The sequence below is a fragment of the Emticicia aquatilis genome, from assembly GCF_014644295.1.
Taxonomy (GTDB): domain Bacteria; phylum Bacteroidota; class Bacteroidia; order Cytophagales; family Spirosomataceae; genus Emticicia; species Emticicia aquatilis.
Genome location: NZ_BMKK01000001.1, coordinates 881,727 through 901,440, shown reverse-complemented (window position 1 = coordinate 901,440; position 19,714 = coordinate 881,727). Strand labels below are relative to the sequence as shown.

The following is a 19,714-nucleotide window of genomic DNA, read 5'->3' as shown; positions in this document are numbered from 1 at the left end:
TGAGTATTATTTCTGAATAAACCATAGAAAATTATGCTAACAGATATTTCACTCAGCGAACAACTAATCGAATTAGAAGAACGCTACGGAGCTCATAACTATCACCCAATTTCGGCCGTCCTTGACCGTGGAGAGGGCGTGTATGTTTGGGATGTCGAAGGCAAAAGATATTATGATTTCCTTTCGGCCTATTCGGCTGTTAATCAAGGGCATTGCCATCCTCGAATCATCAATGCACTCATTGAGCAATCGCAGAAACTAACGCTTACTTCACGAGCGTTTTACAGCTCAATGTTGGGACGTTATGAAGAATATATCACCAATTATTTTGGTTATGATAGAGTTTTGCCGATGAATACGGGCGTTGAAGCAGTAGAAACGGCTCTAAAACTCTGCCGCAAATGGGGCTATCAAGTAAAAGGGATTCCAGAAAGTAAAGCCAAAATAATTTTTGCAGGAGGAAATTTTCACGGACGCACTTTATCGGTAATTTCGGCATCGACTGACCCAACTGCCCGTAAAGAATTTGGGCCATACATGACTGGTTTCGAGACAGTTCCGTATAATAATATCGAAGCACTCGAAGAAGCACTCATGAGCGACCCTTATGTGGCTGGATTTATTTTTGAGCCAATTCAGGGCGAAGCGGGTGTAGTTGTGCCAGATGACGAATATTTAAGAGAAGCATATCGTTTGTGCAAAGCCAGTAATGTGCTTTTTATTGCCGATGAAATTCAGACAGGTATCGCTCGCACGGGTAAATTGCTGGCTATCAATCATGTAGGTGTTAGGCCTGATGTGGTTATTCTCGGAAAAGCTCTTTCGGGTGGTGTATTGCCTGTATCGGCAGTTTTGGCTGATGATGAAGTGATGCTTACGATTAAGCCTGGCGAACACGGCTCAACTTACGGCGGAAATCCTTTGGCTTGTGCAGTAGCAATGGAGGCTCTACAAGTGGTAAAAGATGAGAATTTGGCCGATAATGCCGATTATTTGGGTAAAATTTTCCGTGCCGAAATGCAGAAATTGGTGAATGAAACGAACATCGTTACGCAAGTGCGTGGGCGTGGGTTGCTGAATGCAATTGTGGTAGATTCGCACGAAGATTCTGATTTGGCTTGGGATATTTGTATGAAATTTAAAGATAATGGACTTTTGGCCAAACCAACGCACGGCAATAAGATTCGCTTGGCTCCGCCATTAGTCATGACCGAATCTCAGATGTGGGATTGTGTTGAGATTATTTCCGATGTTGTAAAAAGTTTCTAATACTTCTAAGATATATTTCAAAAAAAGCTCCAATTATGGGGCTTTTTTTATGCAAAAAAATATTTTTTCTACACTTTGTTACTTTTTTACTTAATAGAGTCTGAATGATAGTACCACGAAATTTTAAACAATTATATTCAAAATGGACTTATTAGGTTTAGTTAAAGAACAGCTTACTTCTACTATCGTTTCAAAGATTAGTAGCTTTCTTGGTGAATCAACAGAAAATACAAACTCGGCACTCACAAGTGCTTTGCCAGCTATCTTGGGTGGTGTTATGCAAAAAGCCTCAACAACTCAAGGAGCATCTGATTTATTAAATACGATTCGTACTGGTGGGTACGATGGTAGCGTATTAAGCAATCTGGGAGGTTTATTAGACGACGTAAAAAGTACTTCAACTCTTGCATCGCTCGGTAGTGGTCTTTTAGGAAATATATTTGGTGATAAACTCGGTGCATTAAGTAGCCTTATTGCTAATGTATCCGGAATTAAATCAGGCTCGGCTTCATCGCTTTTAGGTTTAGCTGCTCCAATTTTGATGAATGTGCTGGGTAAACAAGTTACCTCACAGGGTATCAGTACATCGGGTTTAGCAAGTTTATTGATGAGCCAAAAAGATGCCGTAAAAACAGCTTTACCTGCTGGCATTGGAAGCATCTTGAATGTTGGTGCTTTGGGCGATTTCTTAGGAAATCCGAAAGCAACAGTAACCAACACCTTTGAAGCAGCAGATGATAATAAAAAGCCAAATTCATGGCTGCCTTGGTTGCTTTTGGGTGGTTTATTATTGGGTGCTTTATATTATTGGAACAGTTGCCGTAATACCGAAGAAGCAACAGTAGCACAAACAACGACCGAAACGGTTGCGACGGTTGATAGTGCCGCAACACAAGTTGTAAGTTCATTGAAGAAAACGCTTTCGACAGGAGTTGAGTTGAATTTTGGCGAGAAAAGTATTGAAAATGAATTGATTAGCTTTATTGAAGATAAATCTAAACCAGTTGATAAAACTACATGGTTTAATTTCCGTGACCTCAGATTCGAGACAGGAAGTGCTGTGATTGACTCGACATCTATGCAAGAAGTACGTAACATTGCCGAAATTTTGAAAGCATATCCGATTGATTTAAAAATTGGCGGATATACTGATAATGTAGGCAAAGAAGCGGCTAACCAAAAACTTTCGGCCGACCGTGCGACCAGTGTAGTAAATGCTCTCGTAGCGATGGGCATTGATGCCAAACGTTTGTCGCCAGAAGGCTATGGTTCACAATTCCCAGTAGCATCAAATGACACTGAAGAAGGCAGAGCCCAAAACCGACGTATTGCTGTAAGAGTTACCCAAAAGTAATTCCCGATTACCCCAAAACAACAAAACACATACCGCCGAGGCTACTTCACGTAAGTAGCCTCTTTTTTTGTTACAATTTATATCATTTTGATGCGTGCCAAAACCATTTTGACTAAAATTCCGTAACTAATTATAGCAATAAAATAGGCGGAAGCGTATCTTTGTAGAATGAAATTACAAAATGATTTAATATTACGTGCCGCCAAGGGCGAGCGTGTTGAGCGAGTACCTGTCTGGATGATGCGTCAAGCTGGACGTATCTTGCCTGAGTACCGTGCTGTAAGAGAAAAAGCAGGAAGTTTTATAAAATTGGCCACAACTCCCGAAATGGCTGCCGAAGTAACAATTCAGCCAGTAGATATTTTGGGAACTGACGCTGCAATCATATTTTCGGATATTTTAGTTGTGCCAGAAGCCATGGGTTTACCTTACGAAATGGTGGAATCTAAAGGCCCGGTTTTTCCGAAGGTTATTCAAAATAAAAAAGATATTGATGCTTTAAGGATAGCTAATCCCGAAAATGAGTTGGCTTATGTATTGAAAGCGATTGATATTGTAAAGAAAGAACTAAACGGGCGTGTGCCATTATTGGGTTTTGCGGGAGCTCCGTTTACTATTTTTTGTTATATGGTTGAAGGAAAAGGCTCAAAAACCTTTTCGATAGCCAAGAAAATGCTTTATTCTGAGCCAGAATTAGCTCATGCGTTGCTACAAAAAATTACTGATACTACAATCGCTTACTTAAAAGCTCAAGCCAAACATGGAGCAGATTTAGTACAGATTTTTGATTCGTGGGCAGGTATTCTCTCGCCTGACCAATATCGTAAATTTTCGTTGCCTTACATTGCCCAAATTTGTGATGCCATCAACGAAGTACCAGTAACAGTATTTGCTAAGGGTGCATTTTTTGCGAGAAAAGAAATGTCGAAACTGAATTGTGATGTAGTGGGTCTGGACTGGAACATGGACATTACAGAGTCTCGCCGAATGATTCCGCACAAAACTTTACAAGGAAATCTCGACCCGTGTGTTTTGTATAGCTCTTTTAAAGAAATTGAAAAACACACTAAAAAGATGATTAAAAACTTCGGTGGACAAAAATATATTGCGAATCTTGGTCACGGTGTATATCCTGATACCGACCCTGAGAAAGTAAAATGTTTTATCGAAACAGTGAAAAATTATACGATATAAAGTTAGGACAAGTTTCCAACTTGTCTGTTATTGTAGAAAAAAATATAAAAAAGGCTAACAAAATTGATTTTGTTAGCCTTTTTACATGAATTACATGACCAATCAAACCTTATCAGGTACAACATAAGGAGCTCGATACTTACGAGTGAGCATGGCGTTTGCTTCTTTATCTCCGATGAAAGTTTCTTTACTTGGGTCGAAGTGCAATGTTCTGCCCAAACGGTAAGAAATATTGCCCAAGTGAGCGATACTTGCCGCTAAATGTCCTGTTTCAATCGGGCCATTAAGCAGAGATTTATCTTTTGCTCGTACAGCATCAATGAAGTTTTTGTAGTGGTCGCCACCTGCATTGCGAGCAGGGCCAGGCGTGCGTTCTTTTCCAAGAAAAGTTTTATAATCGTTATAGCCATTGATAACCATATAGCCTTTATCACCATAAAAAATGTTGCCCACCTCAACGCCATCTTCTTTGTTTGTCATCCACGGACGCACTTCCATCTGAATCACTTTTCCTTGCTTTGGGTAGTTGTAAGTCGTGCTTAAAACTTCGGGTGTTTCTTTGCAGTCGTTCCAGAGATATTTTCCACCCGCAGCCGTAATGGTTTCGGGCAAACCCACATCTAAACCCCACATACAAAGGTCGGTTTCGTGGATACCTTGATTTCCTACATCGCCATTGCCATATTCCCAGAACCAGTGCCAGTTATAATGCACATAATTTTTGCTAAATTCTCGTGCTTGGGCTGGGCCTTGCCACAAATCCCAATTGAGGCCTTCAGGAACGGGCGATTTTCCCAAATCACCAATATCTGGACGCCACTTATAGACCGTTCCACGAGCCATATAAACTTTTCCGATAAGTCCATCTCGCAAATGTTTGATGGCTTCTTGAATGGCCACCGAACTACGCAACTGCACACCATTTTGCACGATTCGATTGTATTTGGTGGCTGCTTCAACCAGTTTTCGGCCTTCAAATACATTATGGCAAGCAGGTTTCTCTACATATACATCCTTACCCGCCTGACACGCCCAAATAGCCGCTAAAGCGTGCCAATGGTTGGGTGTGGCAATACTCACGGCATCGATGCTTTTATCTTCGTAAACCTTGCGTAAATCGCCTTCAGTATTTACTTTTCTGCTATATTTTTCTTCAAAAGCCTTTGCACCAGCTTTCAGCACAACGTTATCTACATCGCAGAGAGTGGCAACTTCTACATTATCTTGTGCCATAAACCCTTTTATATGGTCTTTCCCACGGCCATTAATACCAATAACTGCTACTCGCATTCGGTCGTTTGCACCGAAAGCAGTGGAAGGAATGATAGTCGGAATAGCCATCATGGCAAGTGAACTCGGAACTGTTGCCTTGAGAATATCTCGGCGAGTAAATTTTTTCATTGTTTGCTGAATAGTTAAGGTTGAATAGAGATTATGGTAGCACATGTTTCTAACTTGTGCTATAACTGAGAATGCGACTTTACAATATTTACATCATCACAAGTTGGAAACTTGTGCTACTCTTTTGCTCCAATAATCTGATAAACTCTTCCATCGGCTTTAGTCATGATATACATTTCGCCTTGGGCATCAATGCCAAAATGCAAGTCAATTCTATCATTGCCACACAAATTTCTGAGGGTTTCGGGCTTGCCATTGAGCGTGAGTTTCCATTCTTTTATTTGTGCTGTTTGCCCTTGTTTGAGGTCGGCTACATCTAAATAAAACAATCTTCCTGTTGGAATATCTCCGAATAAATATTTTCCTTTTAATGCTGGTATTAAGCTGCCTATATATTCGTAGCCACCCGTAATGGCTTTGGCTTCATCGTGGTCGAAAGTAGCTACTGGATAAGTTATGTTATAGGTTTTATCATTAGCTGGTAGTGGATAAACTTTATTCATATCACCGTCGGTATGAATCACAAATTTGCCTTCTCGAATCGGCCAGCCGTAGTTTCGCCCTGCTTCGATTTTGTATAAAGATTCGATATTGGCATGACCAATGTTTGCAGCAAGCATATCGCCTTTGCTCGTCCACATGATTCGGTGTGGGTTTCGGAAACCACTCGCAAAAATTTCTTTCAGAGTCTTTTTATTAGTCGATTTTACATAAGGATTTGTGGCAGGAATACCATATTTGCCATTTTTACTATTTCTGCCCGCTGGGTCGATTCGTAAGATTTTGCCCCAGATTCTTTCTTCTTTGTTTGTCAAGAAAGCGTAACCATTTTCGGCGGCTCCACCATCGCCAATTCCTATATACAAAAGGCCGTAATCGGTATCGCCTTTTTTTGCCATTGGATTAAAGCTAATTTCTTGCACACCATGAATGACCGAAACAACATTTATTCGCATCATTTCACGAGGTTTTCCCGAGAAGACTCCCGACGCAGGATTTTCAATTTTCCATTCGGTAAGCACCCATTGTAAAGCAACTTTTATCGAATCAGAATAAGCAAAATCAGCTTTTGCTGAGCCTGTTTTTTCGCTGTGAGTGGTATAAAGTAAGCCGTTATTCAAGAAATCTGGATGAAATGCAAAACTTCCCAAACCAGAAGCCAAACCTGGTTGGTGAATGAAATTTGGCATTAATTGGGCAAAATCCATGTAAACTACTGGCGTACTACCTTCCATTTTATACAGTTTTCCTCGTAAATCATTTACAAAAATTTGTCCTGTAATTGGCTGAGGAGCCAATTTTGTAATACGGGTGAGCGGATATTTCCCACCTTCACTTGATACAGGAAATTGCGTAAACTGCTTTACATCAATGACAAGATTTGAAACTTCGATTGGTTCAGGAATTGGATTTTTGAGCCCTTCGCCATAGTCTTTCTTGAAGTTATTTTTGATGGGCTTTGTCGTAGCTAAATAATCAACAATCGCATTGAGTTCTGTTTCCTGCAAATGGCTGTATGAAGGCATAATAGCCTTTTTGTATTTCAGAAAAGCTTGGGTGGCTCGTTCATCGCCCGCAGCAATTACATCTTGCGAATTTTTGATAAATTTCTTCACCCAAGCCGGAGAAGTGATACTCGTAATGCCCGATAATTTCGGCCCAATACCATCTGTTTTAATTTGATGACAACTGGTACAATTTTGAGTAAATAATATTTGACCTTTGCCTATAGAAAGTGAGTCTATCGGTTGAAAAAATGCTTCTTTCCTTGCAAAAACGTTCATATTTGCAAAGAAAAGAAGAGATAATATGTAGATGATAGTTCGTTTCATTAGGTAAATATTTAATCGAAAAACGGTATTTCTATAAATAACTATCGACTGCTGACCGTGGGTTATTTTTTCAAAGCCTCGCAATTGTCAGACCACCATCAATCATAAAAACCTGCCCTGTTGAATAAGGGAAAGCTCCTTTAGCTATTGCTGCAACTGCTTTGCCAATATCATCGGGAAACCCCCAACGGTTTTGAACCGTGAGTCCATCGGCAATGAGTTTATCATATTTGGCCGTTACGCCTTCGGTCATGTCGGTTTTTATTACACCTGGTCTTACTTCATAAACAGGAATATTAAATTCACCCAGACGAGCTGCAAAAAGCTGAGTCATCATACCCAAACCTGCTTTCGATACGCAATATTCTCCCCGATTGACCGAGGCAACTGTGGCCGAAATAGAAGATACAGTTATGATTGATGCCAAAAAATCTGGGTCATTATTCTTCTGCTCAATCATCCAATTGGCGGCGGCTTGGGTTAAAAAGTAAGTTCCTTTTAAGTTAGTCGAAATTACATAATCGAAACTTTCTTCGGTGGCTGCTAAAATATCATTACGTTCTTTAGGAGCAACGCCCGCATTATTGACCAAAACATCTAATCTTCCGAAATGAGCTTTGATTTTGTCAAGCATTTGGGTACGTGCTTCCTTTGAAGCAATATCGCCTTGACAATAAATTACTTCTGCTCCGAGAATTCGTAAAAACTCCAAAACTTCTTCTACCGATTGCTCATCTCTAACCCCATTGATAGCCAAATTAAAGCCATTTTGTGCTAAGTGTTGGGCAATTCCTAAGCCTATTCCACGACTTCCGCCTGTTACGAACGCTACTCTTTTCATATTCCGTCTTTGATAGTTTTGAGTAGTTCGGCGTGCGGATGGTTTTTATAAATTGGGTCGAGAGGAAAACAACCTGAATATAAACCATTGCGTGGAGCAGTTGTGCAATCAGAGAAAGTACGACACAGCAATTTGCGTTGCGTTGGACGGTCGTTTAGCATATCATCTGGCATGGTTGGGTACGAAAGCACCATACGACCGAAGCCTACAAAGTCCGCTTTGCCATTTCTCAATACATTATGGGCAACATTTGGTAACCATTCTTGTAAATAAGAATAGCCCGAACCCACAATAACCATTTCTGGAAATGCTTTTTTTAGTCCTTCGGCCACATCAATCATACGAGCCACACCTTCCAAAGGCTCTTCGGGTGGCTGATAACCATCTGAGGGCGGAAAGAGGGCAGGACGTGTAACATGAGGATTGTAATACGGACTCGAAACCGTAACACAAATCAACTGAATGCCCAGACTTTGAGCCAATTCTAAAAATGCTTTTGGTTCTTCTAAATCAATGTTTATTCCAGAATCATCACAACCAAAGGCATATTTGTAAGCTTGATTTGGAGTTAAATCGGGTTCACCTTCTCCAGTTACACTTTTTTTAAACGGCACAAAATCAATGGCACTCAGACGGATGCCCATTTCTAAACCTGGGGCCGCTTTTTTGATGCCTTCAACGATGTTTCTTAAAAAACGAGTACGATTTTCGAAACTTCCACCGTATTTGCCTTCACGGTCGTAGGCACTCAAAAATTCATGACCTAAATAACCGTGGCAATGCTTGATATCGACAAAATGAAAACCTGCTTTTTGAGTCAAAACGGCAGCTTTTACGAAATCTTCCACCAAAGTATCAATTTCATCATCGGTCATCAAAGGATGATTTTCGCTTAGATGAAATTTCTTGTCGAGTTTTGGGTGATTGTATAAAATCTTAGATTCAAACTTGGTATTATCATTTGGCTTGCAGAAACGCCCCGAGTGAGTGAGTTGTAGTCCAACCAATAAATCATCCGTCGAGCCAAATTTTTCGGTGTGTTTGTCAATCACAAGCTTGTAAAGGTTCTCATATTCCGAAAAATTAGCTTCATTCATCACCAGTTGACGAGGATTTGCTCGCCCTTCATGTGTAACAGCTACTGCTTCGCAACCCCACAAGAGTTTTGCACCGCTGATGGCAAAGTTTTCCCAACGGCGTTTGGTAAATTCACTTGGTCGGCCATCGGCTGTGCCGTCCCAGCCTTCCATTGGTAAAATTGAGAGTGCATTACCAATTTTTTTGCCCGATTTTAGGGTAATACTCTTTTTGAAAGGTGATGCTTCGCCTGTGATTAATTCATCATCAAAATCAAGAGTAACATTACTTGTCGAAAGATAATTTCTTAAATCTTGAGCGGTTTTGAGTTGAGCTACTCTGGTATATTTTGGTTTAAATTTTTCTGCCATTTGTCTAATTAATGAATAATTGAGAATGGATAATTGAAAATGAACATTGCGTCATTGCCAAAATCTAATCGGTCGGTTATTTTTCTAAACAATTATAAAAAGCATAATAAGGCTCTTGATTGATGAGTTTCTGCACATAGAGAGCGACTTCTCGGAAATGATAATCGCCCCACATGCTTGATTCTCCGTTTGCAATTTTGCTGCCTTCGGGAACATAATCCCAGCCATTTGGTTGGTGATAAATTGAGTGAAGGAGCAAACCTTGATGATTGTCGTTTGTACTCAAATAAGGTTCTTCTAAAAGCGAATTAAGCACTGTTAGCCCCGCTTGCCAGTATTTTCTGCCAGTTTCGGTATCGCCTTTTCTCATTAAATATCTGCCCAGACGTAACAAACCTTGCGAACCAATAGCTGCCGCCGAAGCATCAACAGGTTCAAAATCATTGTAAGGATTGGCTTTTTCGCTGAGATAATCGCCCAATTTATGTAAGTTTGGAGCTCCAGTATCCCAGTAGGGAATGCCGTCGATTGGTGTATGTTCGATATAAAAATCGCAAGTTGCTTGAGCCGCTTTCAGCATGTATTTTTCGATGCTTGCTCGGCCACCAAAGGCTTCGAGTTCGGTATCTTCGAGGGTTTCAAGAAACTCCAATTCTTCGGGAAAACCACACATCGCCCAAGCCAGTCCACGAGTCCAAGTTGAGAAACCCGTGTAGCCTTGTTGCGAGTTTGGACAACGGAAATTTCCATCTTTTACATTGAAAACGCTTTCGTGAGCCGTTCGGCCCCAAATATCATAAGAATCTCGACCTTCACCATAAAAAACCGAATAATCGGCAGTGGCTTTGATATGCTGCAATGCACGGTCAAGCATATTGATTTTTACATCACCTTCGCCTTGAAAAACATGACCTAAACGATGACTAACCACCAAAGCACGGCACGAACGAATGGTGTCAACAAAAAGAGAATGAGCTCCATTGAAAGAATGAATATAGCCACCGTTTTTTATTGGTGTCCAACGACTTGCTTGCACTGCACCCGAAATTTTAAGAGCCAATTCATAGAAATTTTTCTCCCATTCGTTGAAAGCAATTTTTCCCTCACGCATCAAACGTAGCAAATTGCCGTAGGTGCTTACGTTATTGAAGCCGTGGTCGTGTACACCTATGTGGCTCACGTGCGGAGCCATTACGTTGAGCGTATTTTTTCTTCCAATTTCAAGGAAATCTTGTTCGCCAGTGGCATCGAATTGCAAAATTGCTGAGCCAAACTGAAAGCCTTGTGTCCATTCTGTCCAACCACGAGTAGTGTATTCGCCTTTTCGTGTAAAAACTGGCGAACCCTTTGAAACATCGTAATTTTGCTCAATTGATTGGATTTTTTGTCCAGAAAGCTCCCAAAATCTTTTTAGTTTTGAGCTTAAATCGGTGGGTTGAAGGTTGTAATCAATTTTAATCATTTGTGATTGAATATTTTTTTAACCTAAATTTTTCATGTAATGCGTGCTACTATCCCGTAGGGATTCAATATCGGTAGAAAAGATAGATTTGGGTAAATAACCTCATGCCGTAGGTATGAAACCTACATAAATTTATGTTGCATACCTACGGCATGCTTATGAATTTGCTTTAGATTTACCTACCGATATTTAATCCCTACGGGATATTTTATACAAGCCATGTTTTTAGCAATGCTAAATCTCTTTTCATGGCCGAAATAATCTCTTTTTTGTCCATTTTTATTGTTCTTAGGCCGTTTTCGGCTCCGCCTAAATCATATTCAAAGTGCATTGTTATTGGTACATTAATGTTGTATTGCTTCACTAATGCCAAGAATTTTTTCCAATCGACAATTCCTTCGCCCAACGGACAACCAACTTTTTTGAGCTTGCCATCCTGCAAAATATATTTGAAGTCTTTGATGGCTAAAGATTTGATGTACGGGGCAATTAACCTAAAACCAGTTTCCCAGTTAGCCCCGCTTTCGGCAGTAGCATGATTGACGTCGTACTGACAGCCCGTGAGTGGCGAATTGATGCTTTTGAAAATAGGGAATAAATCCCAAACGGCTGCTCCGAGGTTTTGTCCACCATGATTTTGGTACTCGCCCGAAATTTTAAATTTCTTGTTCAAAACATCTAATCCTTTCATTTGCTGACCAAAAGTCTCGACCTGTTGCATGATGTCTTTTTGCATATCAAGGTGATACCAGCCCATGCGATAATGTTCAACGCCTAAGCCACTGGCAGTCTTCAAAACTCGTTCCGATAAGGCATCAGCTTGCAAGATACTGGTGGTCATCATCGGAATTTTAATGTTGGCTTTTTTAGCGGCTTGAACAAATTTGAGTAAGTCAGCTTCAACTTTTTCGGGTAGCACATGACCGTCAGGACGCACCGTTAGGTCAATGCCATCGAAGCCCATTTCTGCAATGGTATTGGCCAAAGTTTGGTAGTCTTCAATCCAGTGAAGTGTCTTTGAAAAAACACTGATTGAAGGGTTGGTAAGAGGTTTGGCAAAAAGAAAATCAGTTTTTGCTAAAATAGTACCAGTTAGGGTTGTTGCGATGAAATTTCGTCTGTTCATGTTTAAAATTAGTAAAATAATCGAAAATAAATGGTACTAATTTTATTAAAATTTTAATTATTTCATGAGCTGCTAAAAACAAAAATCCCCCTACAAAAACATTGTAGAGGGATTCTTTTATGTAGAAAATAAGAATGAATTATCGGTTAAATGCTAATCGCTGACCTTTATTAATTTCATCGAATTTGCCATTAGCAAAGGCTACATTTCCCGAAACAATTGTGTGGGTAACCTTTGAGCCAAACTCAGTTCCTTCAAATGGAGACCAACCACATTTGGCATAAAGACTATCTTTCGTGACGAGCGTTTTTTCGCTTAAATCAACCAAAACTAAATCAGCCCAATAGCCTTCACGGATATATCCTCGGCGGTCGATTTCAAAGCAATCGGCTACCGAATGAGCCATTTTCTGAGCAATCTTTTCGAGCGAAATCTTACCTTGTTTATGAAACTCCAACATCACATTGAGCGAATGCTGCACTAAAGGAAGTCCCGAAGGAGCTTGCCAATATGATTGTTGTTTTTCTTCCCAAGTATGCGGTGCGTGGTCGGTTGCAACTACATCAAAATGGTCGTCGAGCAATGCTTGAAGCAATTTTTCACGGTGTCCGTGTTTGATAGCAGGGTTACATTTGATTTGATTTCCCAAAGTTTTATAATCATCAGCATCAAACCAAAGATGATGCACACAAACCTCCGAAGTAATATTTTTACCCCTAACCCCTAAAGGGGAATTATTAAATAATGGAATCTCATCAGCCGTAGAAATATGTAGAATATGCAATCTTGTACCGTGTTTTTTTGCTAATTCGACCGCCATTGCCGATGATTTATAACATGCTTCTTCGTTGCGGATTATCGCATGAATGTCATGCGGTAAGTTTTCGCCATATTGCTCTTTATATTTTGCCAAATTGGCTTTCACGGTGGCTTCATCTTCGCAGTGCGTAGCAATTAATGAAGGAAAATTTGAGAATATTTGTGTCAGAACACTCTTATCATCGACCAACATATTTCCAGTTGAGCTTCCCATAAAAATTTTCAAACCACAAACATTCTTGATGTCAGTTTTCATGGCTTCATCATAATTATCATTCGATGCTCCCATGAAAAATGAATAATTGGCTATAGATGATTGAGCCGCTATTTGATATTTATCCTCCAAAAGTGCTTGGGTAAGTGCATTTGGCACTGTGTTGGGCATTTCCATGAAACTTGTTGTTCCTCCAGCTACAGCCGCACGAGCTTCGGTAGCAATTGTTGCCTTGTGCGTTAGGCCAGGCTCACGAAAATGCACTTGGTCGTCTATCACACCAGGTAAAAGATATTTACCAGTGGCATCAATTACCTTTTTGGTTTTGAGGTGAGAAAGGTTGTTGCCGATTTGCTCAATGAAGCCATCTTTGATAAAAACATCAGCGGGCGTAATTTTTCCTTCGTTAACTACGAGGGCATTTAGTATTAGTATGGTTTGTGACATGGAAAGATATTCGATAGAAAACGATTGATTTTATTTTTTGAGTAAAGCAAACTCTTTCGCAAAATAACTCAAGATGATTTTTGCTCCTGCACGTTTAATACTCAAAAGCATTTCAAGCATGGCTTTGTCGCCGTCGAGCCAGCCATTTTGAGCAGCGGCTTTTATCATGGCATATTCGCCCGAAACATTATAGGCAGCAATCGGTAAATCAAAGTTGTCTGCCATTGTTTTGATAACGTCAAGGTACGAAAACGCAGGTTTTACCATCAAGAAATCTGCACCTTCGGCTACATCAAGCTGACCTTCGATAAGAGCTTCACGTACATTGGCTGGATTCATTTGATAGGTTTTCTTATCGCCAAATTTTGGAGCAGAATCAAGAGCATCACGGAATGGACCATAAAATGCACTCGCATATTTTACTGAATACGACATGATACTTACATTCGTAAAGCCTTCATCGTCAAGCATTTCTCTGATATAACCAATACGGCCATCCATCATATCCGACGGCCCGATGATATCCGCTCCTGCACGGGCTTGTGCGAGAGCCATTTTACCTAAAATATCAAGCGTTTCGTCGTTTAGAATCTCACCATTTTCTACCAAGCCATCGTGGCCATCGCTGCTGTACGGGTCCATTGCTACGTCGGTCATGAGAGCAATGTGCGGGAATTTATCTTTGATTTCGCTCAATGCTTTTAAATAAAGCGTATCGGGATTGTGACTTTCGGTAGCGTATTTGTCTTTTTTTGCTTCGGGATAATTCGGAAAAAGACAGATTGATTTGATTCCTAAATCAGAAACCTCTTTGATTTCCTCCAACAAAGTATCAATCGAAAAGCGATAAATGTTTGGCATTGATTTTATCTCGCTTTTGATACCCGAACCTTCCATCACAAACATCGGAAAGATAAAATCATTGACTGAAAGGGTGGTTTCTTGTACCAAATCTCTGATTGCGGCACTTTTTCTATTTCTACGTGGGCGACTGATTAGCATGTTTGTCCTAATTTTATAGCTATTGTTATTTGACAAGTTTGAAACTTGTCCTACATGATTTACGTAATTTCTGATTGCAAAGTTCGGTAAGAAAACGTTGGGATGTAAGAATTAACTATAAAAGTTATAAGGTTTATCCATAAAATAAACTTATAACTAATTCTCTAATAACCAGTATCTAATTATAAATTACGCCCTAAAACCCCTCAAAAACTCCTCAATTCCCATGCGTTTTTTACCTTCGAGTTGGAGTTCTTTGATTTTTATCCATTTATCAGCACTTCTAAAGTCGAGGTAAGTTTTTCCATCAGTTTGGAAATTCCCTATTTCGGCCGAATCATTGGCAGTTTCACCAATTTCAGTTTTGTAAATTTTGCAAGTTTTGTCATTTAGCGTAGTCCAAGCGGCAGGGTAGGGTGAAAGTCCACGCACGAAATTATGGATTTTTTCGGCCGATAAATTCCAATCAATTTGGCAAGTTTCTTTAAAGATTTTCGGTGCAGATTTTAGTTCAGTACTCATATCTTGCGGAATCTGCGGATAACTTCCCGCCTCAATTGCTTCTACGGTTTTGACAACTAAACCCGCTCCGATTTCCATCAATTTATCATGAATGGTTCCTGCATTATCTTCGGGAAGAATCGGTGTTTTTTCAGCGAAAATTACATTACCTGTATCAATTTCGTGTTGTAGGAAAAATGTCGTCACGCCAGTTTCGGTTTCTCCGTTAATTACTGCCCAATTGATTGGAGCAGCTCCACGATATTGTGGCAAAAGCGAACCATGCAAATTGAAAGTACCGAGACGTGGCATATTCCACACAACTTCGGGCAACATTCTGAAGGCAACAACTATCTGTAAGTCAGCTTGATAGCTGCGTAATTGTTCGAGAAATTCTGGGTTTTTCAGTTTCTCTGGCTGCAAGACAGGAATACCCTGTGAGACAGCATATTTCTTTACGGGAGTCTCGTTCATGACCAATCCTCGACCCGACGGCTTATCGGGGGCAGTAATCACAGCCACTACTTCTTTCCCACTTTCTACCAATGCTTTCAAACTCGCCACCGCAAAATCGGGCGTACCCATAAAAACTATTTTCATCAGATTTTCGTTATAAATAATGTGGCTTTAAAAATCACTTGATTTTTAAAAAAACTTTGTACCTTTGTTATTCAAAATAAGCAAATGAAAAGAAAACGAACAAATAAAGTGCTATTTCGCCCGAAAATAAGATAGTTTCTGGACTAAAAACTTGGTTTTACACAGAGACGGTCGAAAATTTTCGCCGTTTTTTTTTGTCTCACCCCTAAAGTTTAGGGGTTTTTAAATTTTATAAATTATGTCAAAGATTCAATATTACACAGAAGAAGGTTTTAATAACCTAAAAAATAAACTTCACGAATTAAAAACTAAAGGTCGTGCCGACATCGCTCGTCAGATTGCGGAAGCTCGTGATAAAGGTGATTTATCAGAAAACGCCGAATACGATGCTGCCAAAGATGCACAAGGTTTGATGGAAATGGAAATCTCGAAATTGGAAGAGATTGTTGCGAGTGCTCGTATCTTAGATGAGTCAACTATTGATACATCGAAGGTTTCGTTGTTATCGAAAGTGAAAATCAAAAATAAGAAAAATGGTGCTACAATGGCTTATACATTGGTCGCTGAAGAAGAAGCAGATTTGAAATTGGGTAAGATTTCAATCAATTCTCCATTTGGAAAAGGTTTGTTCGGTAAAAAACTTGGTGAAACGGCTGAAATTCAAGCACCGGCAGGTGTAGTTGAAGTAGAAATTTTGGAGATTACAAGATAATTTCTTGCTTGAGATATATAAAAAGGGCATTTGTTTTGAAGCAAATGCCCTTTTTCGTAGCACAATTTAGAAAATTGTGCTACTTTATTATCCAAACTTATCCAACTGCTTCACAACTACGCTGAAATCTTTCGGATATGGAGCTTCTACTGTTATTGCATCGCCATTCAGCAAACGAAACGTAAGCGAATGTGCGTGTAGGGCAACTCTTCTGATGAGCGGAATCTCCTCAGTACCGTTTTTTAGATTAAACTTTTTGCTTTTGATTTGCGAAAGATAAATATCATCACCGCCATACATGGGGTCAGATACAATCGAGGCTTTTAGGCACTGCAAATGTACCCTAATTTGGTGCATACGCCCCGTGATTGGCATACATTCTACTAAAGTATAACTTCTGTAAGCTTTGAGTGTATTAAAAATCGTTTCGGCAATTTTTCCTTTTTCTCGGTCGATTCTCACGCCTGTTCCATCACGAAGTTGAGCAATCGGTAAATAGACCGAAACCCCTTCAAAATCATGCACACCATTTGAGATTGCGTGATAACGTTTAGCTACCTCACGGGCTTCAAATTGCATCGCCAGATTACGGTAAGCGGCTGGATTTTTGGCAATGGCCAACACACCCGAAGTTTCTTTGTCGAGACGGTGACAAAGTTGGGCATCATGTGAGTATTCTTTTGCCAAACGCAAAATACTTTGGTGTTTGTCTTGTGTTCGCTCGTCGAGGCTTGATAAATAAGGGGGTTTATTTATCAAAATATAGTCTTCATTTTCAAAGATGATGATGTCTTTGAAGTCGATTTTCTTTAATGTATTCTTTATTTTTGGTGCTTCTTTTTCGTCGAAAACACTAAAATCGAAATCATATTCCATTTATTTACTGCTTTTTTGTGCAAAGTTACGCTTTAAACCCGCATGGTCTGCAAGACCTCACAGGTTTTATTTTGCGATAAGCTGTTCGCTATCAGTAATATTTTCGGTAGAAGACTCTATGATTTTGGCGAGTTTGAATTTAAAAGTAGTGCCTTTGTCGATTTTGCTCGTGACCGTAATTTTTGAATTATGAGCGTTTAGAATATGCTTTACAATGGCTAAACCGAGGCCTGTTCCGCCTGTATCACGTGAACGACTTTTATCAACTCGGTAGAAACGCTCGAAGATGCGAGAGATATGTTCGGGCTGAATTCCTGGGCCGTCGTCTTCGACTGATACATGAAAATGCTTTTTATCTTCTTCTATTTCAACCACAACTTTACCATTGTCTTTACCGTATTTAATGGCATTATCAATGAGGTTGGTTAAAACTTGCGTAATTCGCTGTTTATCAGCCTTTACGAGTGCTTTTTCGAGCGTTTTAGGTTTGATTTTTAGGGTTACGCCACGGCTTTCAGCCTTGTGTTCGAGTTGCTCGAAGATTTCCTGTGTAATGATTTTTAGGTCGATTTGCTCAAAGTGCATTTTTAAATCGCCTTTTTCTACCTGAGAAAGTGTCACTAAATCTCGTACTAAGGCATCAAGGCCATCAATACTTTTGGCGGCACGATTCAAGAAACGGTCGAGTGTTTTGGGGTCGTCTTTTGCTCCATCAATGAGCGTATGAATAAAACCTTGTGCTGCAAAAATAGGTGTTTTGAGTTCGTGCGAAACATCGGCTAAAAATTCTCGACGGAACAGCTCCATTTTCTTCAATTCTTCGATTTCGGTTTGTTTTTTTGCCACATACGTCGAAATCTCAGTATTGAGTTTTTTGATAGGATTCACACTTTTCAAGAGGCTTTTTCTCGAAATATCAAAATCACGAATTTTGAGTTGCTGAATGGTTTTCGAGATTTGTTCAACTTCACGAAAAACCAAAATATCAATCGTATAAAAAACCAAAAAGAAGGTCGCAAAAAAGCACGCCACACCTACCACGAAAAGCATGGCTACCGTAACATCTGGCACAAAACTTAGAAACGCTACCGAAATGAGCGTGATAAAAATAGCCAAAAAAAACGCAATGATTCGAGGACTAAAAGACATTCTTTGGTCGATTATTTACTACAAATGTAATTGATAATTAGCAATTTATCATCGAAATTACGCTTCGTCAGTAAACATATAGCCCACTCCTTTGAGGGTTTTTATGAAATTTTCGCCTACTTTTTCACGTACTTTACGTATGTGTACATCAATCGTACGCTCAACTACATATACGTCGGCACCCCAGATTTTCTGCAAAATTTCGTCACGACTAAATACTTTATTAGGGTATTGGGCAAGAAAAGATAACAATTCGAATTCTTTTTTGGGCAGAACAATAACATTCCCGTCGGGTTTCGTAACCGTGTAATTCAGACGATTGATACTTAATCCTGCAATTTCGAGTGTATCGCCCGCATCGGTTTTCTGAGCTTCACGTCTGAAAAACGCATTGATTCGGCTCATCAAAGCACGAGGTTTAATTGGTTTATTGATATAATCATCGGCACCGAGCTCAAATGCGGCTACTTCTGAATATTCTTCGGAGCGAGCTGTCAGATAAAGAATGAAAGTATTTTTTAGTTCGGGCATCGTACGAATCATGCGGCCAACTTCGATACCATCGAAGAAAGGCATCATGATATCAAGAATCACTAAATCGGGGAGGAATTCCTTCGCAACTTCGATTGCTTTTTTACCATCGGGAGCAGACGCTACCTTATAGCCTTCTTTTTCGAGATTATAGACCAATAATTCTACAATATCGGCTTCGTCGTCAACTACTAAAACACGGTGAGCAAGACTCATAAGTAGTAATGTTATTTGTTGGTGTTATTTACTGCTGCAAAGGTAAGGTTAAAAAAACGTTAGGTATATTAAGCCAATGTTAAATCTTATCGAAAGAGGGAATTCTGAATAAAAATTAAGCACTTTTGGACAATAAAACAAGTGTTTCGGTAGAAATAAAATCGAATGTATATCTTTGTGCCGAAATAATTGAATGAAAATATGGGATTAGAAATTGAGAGAAAGTTTTTGGTAAATCATGTAAAATGGGCTACCGTTGAAAAGCCAAATGCGGAGTTTTACAGACAAGGATATTTATTGACAGACCCAAATAAAACCATTCGGGTCAGAGCTACTGATACCAAAGGTTTTATGACAATAAAAGGCAAATCTGAGGGAGCAACTCGTGCCGAATTTGAGTATGAAATACCAAAGGAAGAAGCCATTCAGCTGCTCGATATGTTTGCAGTTTCTGATTTGACCAAGTACAGATATAAAATACTTTTTGCCGAAAAACTATGGGAAGTAGATGTGTTTTTGGGTGAAAATGAAGGTTTGATTGTGGCCGAAATTGAGCTTTCGAGTGAAGATGAATTATTTGAGCTACCCGATTGGGCTGCCGAAGAAGTAACTGGCGAAAAGAAATATTATAATTCTAATTTATCGACACTGCCGTTTAGTAAATGGTAAATAGTTACGATTAAAAAAGAGGAACGAATTCATATCCGTGCCTCTTTGGGT

General features: G+C 39.7%; 17 protein-coding genes. 5 read left to right on the top strand and 12 right to left on the bottom strand.

The genetic code is table 11. The features are described 5' to 3' along the window. Positions 1-33: 33 nt before the first annotated feature. The 3 genes from rocD to hemE all read left to right on the top strand — a co-directional run bounded on the left by rocD (position 34) and on the right by hemE (position 3,817). Entirely contained in the window at positions 34-1,269 is a 1,236-nt protein-coding gene (rocD, locus tag IEX65_RS03935) for an ornithine--oxo-acid transaminase (protein ID WP_308424942.1), read from the top strand. Between the two features lie 142 nt (positions 1,270-1,411). Continuing rightward, positions 1,412-2,623: an OmpA family protein gene (locus IEX65_RS03930; protein ID WP_188764705.1), complete on the top strand. Its 1,212-nt coding sequence runs from the start codon at positions 1,412-1,414 to the stop codon at positions 2,621-2,623. 168 nt (positions 2,624-2,791) lie between these two features. Continuing rightward, positions 2,792-3,817 (top strand): uroporphyrinogen decarboxylase, encoded by a 1,026-nt coding sequence (hemE, locus tag IEX65_RS03925; protein WP_188764704.1) that lies wholly within the window; start codon positions 2,792-2,794, stop codon positions 3,815-3,817. A gap of 102 nt (positions 3,818-3,919) precedes the next feature. Here the strand turns inward: hemE and IEX65_RS03920 are convergent, their stop codons facing one another. The 9 genes from IEX65_RS03920 to fmt form a co-directional block, all read right to left on the bottom strand. Further along, positions 3,920-5,218 (bottom strand): Gfo/Idh/MocA family protein, encoded by a 1,299-nt coding sequence (locus IEX65_RS03920; RefSeq protein ID WP_188764703.1) that lies wholly within the window; start codon positions 5,216-5,218, stop codon positions 3,920-3,922. Between the two features lie 116 nt (positions 5,219-5,334). Beyond that, positions 5,335-7,050 (bottom strand): PQQ-dependent sugar dehydrogenase, encoded by a 1,716-nt coding sequence (locus IEX65_RS03915; protein ID WP_188764702.1) that lies wholly within the window; start codon positions 7,048-7,050, stop codon positions 5,335-5,337. Between the two features lie 70 nt (positions 7,051-7,120). Then, the gene (locus IEX65_RS03910) at positions 7,121-7,891 is read right to left on the bottom strand and encodes a 3-ketoacyl-ACP reductase (protein WP_188764701.1); all 771 of its coding nucleotides are present in this window, start codon (positions 7,889-7,891) and stop codon (positions 7,121-7,123) included. After that, a complete protein-coding gene (locus IEX65_RS03905; RefSeq protein WP_188764700.1) occupies positions 7,888-9,339 on the bottom strand; it encodes an oxidoreductase in 1,452 nt (483 codons plus the stop codon). The genes IEX65_RS03910 and IEX65_RS03905 overlap by 4 nt, the downstream gene beginning before the upstream one ends. A gap of 76 nt (positions 9,340-9,415) precedes the next feature. Beyond that, entirely contained in the window at positions 9,416-10,801 is a 1,386-nt protein-coding gene (locus IEX65_RS03900) for a glycoside hydrolase family 88 protein (RefSeq protein WP_188764699.1), read from the bottom strand. Between the two features lie 208 nt (positions 10,802-11,009). After that, positions 11,010-11,927: a sugar phosphate isomerase/epimerase family protein gene (locus IEX65_RS03895; protein ID WP_188764698.1), complete on the bottom strand. Its 918-nt coding sequence runs from the start codon at positions 11,925-11,927 to the stop codon at positions 11,010-11,012. Between the two features lie 139 nt (positions 11,928-12,066). After that, positions 12,067-13,407: a dihydroorotase gene (locus IEX65_RS03890; protein ID WP_188764697.1), complete on the bottom strand. Its 1,341-nt coding sequence runs from the start codon at positions 13,405-13,407 to the stop codon at positions 12,067-12,069. Between the two features lie 30 nt (positions 13,408-13,437). Then, positions 13,438-14,409, bottom strand: coding sequence for a porphobilinogen synthase (hemB, locus tag IEX65_RS03885; protein WP_188764696.1), 972 nt, complete (start codon positions 14,407-14,409; stop codon positions 13,438-13,440). Positions 14,410-14,598: 189 nt separating this feature from the next. Continuing rightward, entirely contained in the window at positions 14,599-15,510 is a 912-nt protein-coding gene (fmt, locus tag IEX65_RS03880; protein WP_188764695.1) for a methionyl-tRNA formyltransferase, read from the bottom strand. A gap of 238 nt (positions 15,511-15,748) precedes the next feature. On the opposite strand from fmt, the gene greA reads away from it, so the two are divergent. Continuing rightward, on the top strand, positions 15,749-16,222 hold the full coding sequence (gene greA, locus IEX65_RS03875; protein WP_188764694.1) for a transcription elongation factor GreA: 474 nt from the start codon (positions 15,749-15,751) through the stop codon (positions 16,220-16,222). An 87-nt stretch (positions 16,223-16,309) separates the two neighbouring features. Here the strand turns inward: greA and IEX65_RS03870 are convergent, their stop codons facing one another. The 3 genes from IEX65_RS03870 to IEX65_RS03860 form a co-directional block, all read right to left on the bottom strand. Then, entirely contained in the window at positions 16,310-17,098 is a 789-nt protein-coding gene (locus IEX65_RS03870; RefSeq protein WP_229250504.1) for an RluA family pseudouridine synthase, read from the bottom strand. Positions 17,099-17,164: 66 nt separating this feature from the next. Next, positions 17,165-18,247 carry a sensor histidine kinase gene (locus IEX65_RS03865; RefSeq protein WP_188764693.1) on the bottom strand — a complete coding sequence of 361 codons (1,083 nt, stop codon included), beginning with the start codon at positions 18,245-18,247 and terminating at the stop codon, positions 17,165-17,167. A gap of 57 nt (positions 18,248-18,304) precedes the next feature. Beyond that, on the bottom strand, positions 18,305-18,994 hold the full coding sequence (locus IEX65_RS03860; protein WP_188764692.1) for a response regulator: 690 nt from the start codon (positions 18,992-18,994) through the stop codon (positions 18,305-18,307). Positions 18,995-19,195: 201 nt separating this feature from the next. Here IEX65_RS03860 and IEX65_RS03855 point away from each other — a divergent pair, with 201 nt between their 5' ends. Beyond that, entirely contained in the window at positions 19,196-19,663 is a 468-nt protein-coding gene (locus IEX65_RS03855) for a CYTH domain-containing protein (protein WP_188764691.1), read from the top strand. Positions 19,664-19,714 lie beyond the last annotated feature (51 nt).